At 70.7% G+C, this 4288-nt stretch carries 4 protein-coding genes; 2 read left to right on the forward strand and 2 right to left on the reverse strand.

The features are described from left to right. Positions 1 to 108: 108 nt before the first annotated feature. Together ACFWI9_RS18330 and ACFWI9_RS18335 are read right to left on the reverse strand one after the other, a co-directional pair. Positions 109 to 996 carry a tRNA (adenine-N1)-methyltransferase gene (locus tag ACFWI9_RS18330; protein ID WP_387163157.1) on the reverse strand — a complete coding sequence of 296 codons (888 nt, stop codon included), beginning with the start codon at positions 994 to 996 and terminating at the stop codon, positions 109 to 111. A gap of 23 nt (positions 997 to 1019) precedes the next feature. Beyond that, positions 1020 to 2321 carry a site-2 protease family protein gene (locus ACFWI9_RS18335; RefSeq protein WP_387163168.1) on the reverse strand — a complete coding sequence of 434 codons (1302 nt, stop codon included), beginning with the start codon at positions 2319 to 2321 and terminating at the stop codon, positions 1020 to 1022. 164 nt (positions 2322 to 2485) lie between these two features. Between ACFWI9_RS18335 and ACFWI9_RS18340 the strand changes: the two genes are divergently transcribed. Further along, positions 2486 to 3445, forward strand: a complete 960-nt coding sequence (locus ACFWI9_RS18340; RefSeq protein WP_387163159.1) for a RecB family exonuclease — start codon at positions 2486 to 2488, stop codon at positions 3443 to 3445. A gap of 91 nt (positions 3446 to 3536) precedes the next feature. Beyond that, entirely contained in the window at positions 3537 to 4208 is a 672-nt protein-coding gene (locus ACFWI9_RS18345) for a response regulator (protein WP_387163161.1), read from the forward strand. The last annotated feature ends 80 nt before the right edge of the window (positions 4209 to 4288 follow it).

Here is a 4288-nt window from a genome sequence, read left to right on the forward strand (position 1 = left end):
CCGGCGCGGGGACCCGCGGGGTGGCAATGCCACACTAACCCCCGCCGCCTCCGTGTAACCCCGCCAGTGCGGGAACTCGACGGCGGCATCCGTGCGTTGTGGGTGGTTTCAGCCCTTGTTGGGGCCTTCGTAGTCCTCGCCGTACGCGCCCTTCGCGGGGCGGCGGCGGCGCATCGGGGGCTCCACCCCGTCCGCGAGCCGGCGGGCGGTCACCAGGAAGCCGGTGTGGCCGATCATCCGGTGGTCAGGACGCACCGCGAGGCCCTCGACATGCCAGTTGCGGATCATGGACTCCCAGGGCTGCGGCTCGGCGTAGCAGCCGATCTCGCGGATGGACTCCACGGTCCTGGCGAGCTGGGTGGTGGTCGCGACGTAGCAGCACAGGATGCCACCCGGGACGAGCGCCTTGGAGACGGCCTCCAGGCATTCCCAGGGCGCCAGCATGTCCAGGATGACGCGGTCGACGTCCGCGTCCGAGAGGTTGTCCTGAAGGTCGCCGACCGTGAGCGTCCAGGCGGGGTGGGGGCCACCGAAGTAGCGTTCCACGTTCGCCTTGGCGATCTCGGCGAAGTCCTCCCGGCGCTCGTACGAGTGCAGCATGCCCTCGTCGCCGATGGCCCGCAGCAGGAAGCTGCTCAGCGAGCCTGAGCCCACACCCGCCTCGACGACGCGTGCGCCGGGGAAGATGTCGGCGAACGCCAGGATCTGCCCCGCGTCCTTGGGGTAGACCACGGCGGCGCCGCGGGGCATGGACAGGACATAGTCGGGGAGCAGGGGGCGCAACGCCAGGTAGGCGACGTTTCCCGTGGTACGGACGACACTTCCCTCGGGGGCGCCGATCAGCTCGTCGTGCGGGAAGGAACCCTTGTGGGTGTGGAAGTTCTTCCCAGCCTCGAGCGTGAACGTGTAGTGGCGTCCCTTGGGGTCGGTGAGCTGGACCTGGTCCCCGACCTTGAAGGGCCCGCGACGGCGGGCGGCACCGGTCGGTTCGGACATGTGACCAGGGTACCGGCTGTTTCTCAGCCGGATGGACGCGCCATCGCCTTGACGAAAGCGCGTTCGACATCCGCGGCGGAAAGGACACCGTAGATCTCGCCGGTCTCCTCCACCACGAGGTACTCGGTGGCGGGCGTGGCGCGGAGGCGGTCGAGGAGGGCTTCGCCGGCGAGTTCGGCGGGGACCTGCATGCCGGCGGTGAGCTCCTGGGCGAGGCCGCTGACGGCGACCCAGGGGCGGCGGTGCTGCGGGACGCCTGCGATCGCGGCCTCGCGGACCAGGGCCGTCGGGTTGCCGTGCCCGTCGACCACCACCAGGGCACGGGCTCCGGCCTCGTTGGCACGCCGGAGGGCCTCGGACAGCGGGGTGCCGGATTCGACGGGGACGGCACGGCGGGTGAGGATGCGGGCGCTCAGTTCGGGCAGGTGCTCGCGGAGCCGGGCCATCCGCAGGCTGTTGCCTGCCCCGGTCCAGATGATGGCGGCGAGGATCGCGGCGAGCAGGGCGTCGGTGACGGTCTCCATCCCGCCGATTTCCGCGGTGGGGTTGCCGAGGGCTCCGGTGTGGGTGAGCAGCGGAAGGCCCACCAGTACCGCGATGGCCAGTGCCCGGCCGACCCAGGCGGCGGCGACGGTGCCGCTCATGGGCTTGCCTGTGATCTTCCAGACGATCGCGCGCAGCATCCGTCCGCCGTCCAGGGGCAGGCCGGGAAGCAGGTTGAAGATGGCGACGATCAGGTTGGAGATCATCAGTCCGGCGAGCAGGACGGCGGGGACGGTACCGGGCTCCACGAACCGCACGGCCGCGTAGAAGATCCCGGCGAGCACCAGCGAGAGCAGCGGGCCGACGAAGGCGAGGAGGAATTCCCGGCCGGGGGTGTCGGACTCCTTCTCGATTTCCGAGACGCCACCGAAGAACTGGAGCTGGATTCGGCGCACCGGCAGCTTGTAGCGGAGTGCGACGACCGTGTGGGCCAGTTCGTGTACGAGCACGGAGGCATAGAAGGCGACCGCGAAGAACAGCGAGACGAGATAGCGCGCGTTGCCCAGCTCGGGCAGCACGCGCTCCAGTTGGCCGCCGAACACCCAGGTGATGAGGGCCGCCACCAGGAACCAGCTCGGGGCGACGTAGACGGGCACCCCGAAGGGGCGGCCCATCAGGATGCCGCCGCCGGGCTCGTCGGCGCGCTGACGTCCGCGGTCCGCCGGCACGGCCCCCTTCGTCCCTCCGGCTCCCCCGGCCGCCCCCGCTTTCCCGTTTTCGCCGGCCTTCCCCGTGCCGGACCGCGGGCGGGTGTGCTCGCCGCTCTCGTCGTCCTTGTTCACGGGGTTCACGGGTTCCCTTCGTTGCGGTCGTTGCTGTCGCTTGTCGCTGCGGTCGTCGCATCGGCCGTGGTCACTGCGGTCACTCGCCCGATCATGCGGTGCGAGAAGGTCTGCCGTCGATGGTATTCCGCTCGCTGTCGGTGGCGGGCCGTAGGGTCTTGGTCATGAGTACGAGTCAGCCGCACGTTCCGGACGGGCCACCGCCCGGTCGGCAGGTCCCCGTGCCGGCCCTGGAGGACCAGCCGTCCGGGGCGGACGGCCACCCGTCACCGCCGGACTCCGGTCCTTCGGTGCCCGATCGCCGGCCTCCGGCTTCGCTGTCGCCGTCACGGGCGAGCGATTTCATGCAGTGCCCCCTGCTGTACCGCTTCCGGGTGATCGACAAACTGCCTGAGCGGCCGAGCGAGGCGGCGACCCGGGGCACACTCGTGCACGCGGTCCTTGAGCGGCTCTTCGACGCACCCGCCGCCGAGCGCACCCCGCCGCGGGCGAAGTCCTTGATTCCGGCGCAGTGGGACCGGCTGCTGGAGTCACGTCCCGAGCTCGGCGGGCTGTTCGCGGACGATCCCGAGGGCGAGCGGCTGGCGCGCTGGATGTCGGACGCGGAGCGGCTGGTGGAGCGCTGGTTCTCGTTGGAGGATCCGACACGTCTCGAGCCTGCCGAGCGCGAACTGTTCGTGGAGGCGGAGCTGGAGTCGGGGCTGCGGCTGCGCGGGGTGATCGACCGGGTCGATGTGGCGCCGACGGGCGAGGTGCGGATCGTCGACTACAAGACGGGCAAGGCGCCGCGGCCCGAGTACAGCGAGGGCGCCCTGTTCCAGATGAAGTTCTACGCGCTGGTGGTCTGGCGGCTGAAGGGTGTGGTGCCGCGGCGGCTTCAGCTCGTGTACCTGGGCAGCGGTGAGGTGCTGACGTACGACCCGGTCGCAGCGGATCTCGAGCGAGTGGAGCGCAAGCTGCTGGCCCTCTGGGACGCGATCGTCCGGGCCACGGAGTCCGGCGAGTGGCGACCGCGACCGTCGAAGCTCTGCGGTTGGTGCGACCACCAGGCGCACTGCCCGGAGTTCGGCGGCACTCCGCCCGTCTACCCGCTGCCGCTGGTGCCGTCGCAGCCCTCGCCCTGAGGCGCGTGCCGGGGAAGACGCTCCTACGGCCGAAGTCGGGCTCGTACGACGGTCAGGGCAGAATGGGGCCGGTCTAGCGAAGGAGACCCCCGTGGCTGTCCGCGTCCTATTGGTCGATGATCAACCGCTGCTGCGCACCGGCTTCCGGATGATCCTGGAGGCGGAGCAGGACATCGCGGTGGTCGGTGAGGCCGGTGACGGCCTTCAGGCCCTGGACCAGGTGCGGGCGCTCCAGCCCGATGTGGTGCTGATGGACATCCGCATGCCGCGGATGGACGGGGTCGAAGCCACTCGGCAGATCACCGGCCCCGGGCGGGACGGACCGGCGAAAGTCCTGGTGCTGACCACGTTCGACCTGGATGAGTACGTGGTGGAGGCACTCCGGGCGGGCGCGAGCGGCTTCCTGCTGAAGGACGCGCCCGCGAACGAGCTGGTGCAGGCGATCCGGGTGGTCGCGGCGGGCGAGGCGATGCTCGCCCCGAGCATCACGCGCCGGCTGCTGGACAAGTACGCGGGTCACCTCCCGTCGGGTGAGGAGACTGTGCCGGACACCCTGCACACGCTGACCGAGCGCGAGGTCGAGGTGCTGAAGCTGGTCGCGCGGGGCCTGTCGAACGCGGAGATCGCCGCGGACCTGTTCGTCAGCGAGACGACGGTCAAGACGCATGTGGGACACGTGCTGACGAAGCTGGGACTGCGGGACCGCGTGCAGGCAGCCGTGTACGCGTACGAGAGCGGCCTGGTGCGCCCCGGCGCGCAGTAGGGGTATCAGTGGTCTTCCCGGCCGCCCTGGCACGGTGGCCGCACAGGAACAGAAGGGTCCTGGCCCGCGCGGGTCGCGCG

The organism is Streptomyces sp. NPDC127084 (assembly GCF_042724175.1).
Lineage (GTDB): Bacteria > Actinomycetota > Actinomycetes > Streptomycetales > Streptomycetaceae > Streptomyces.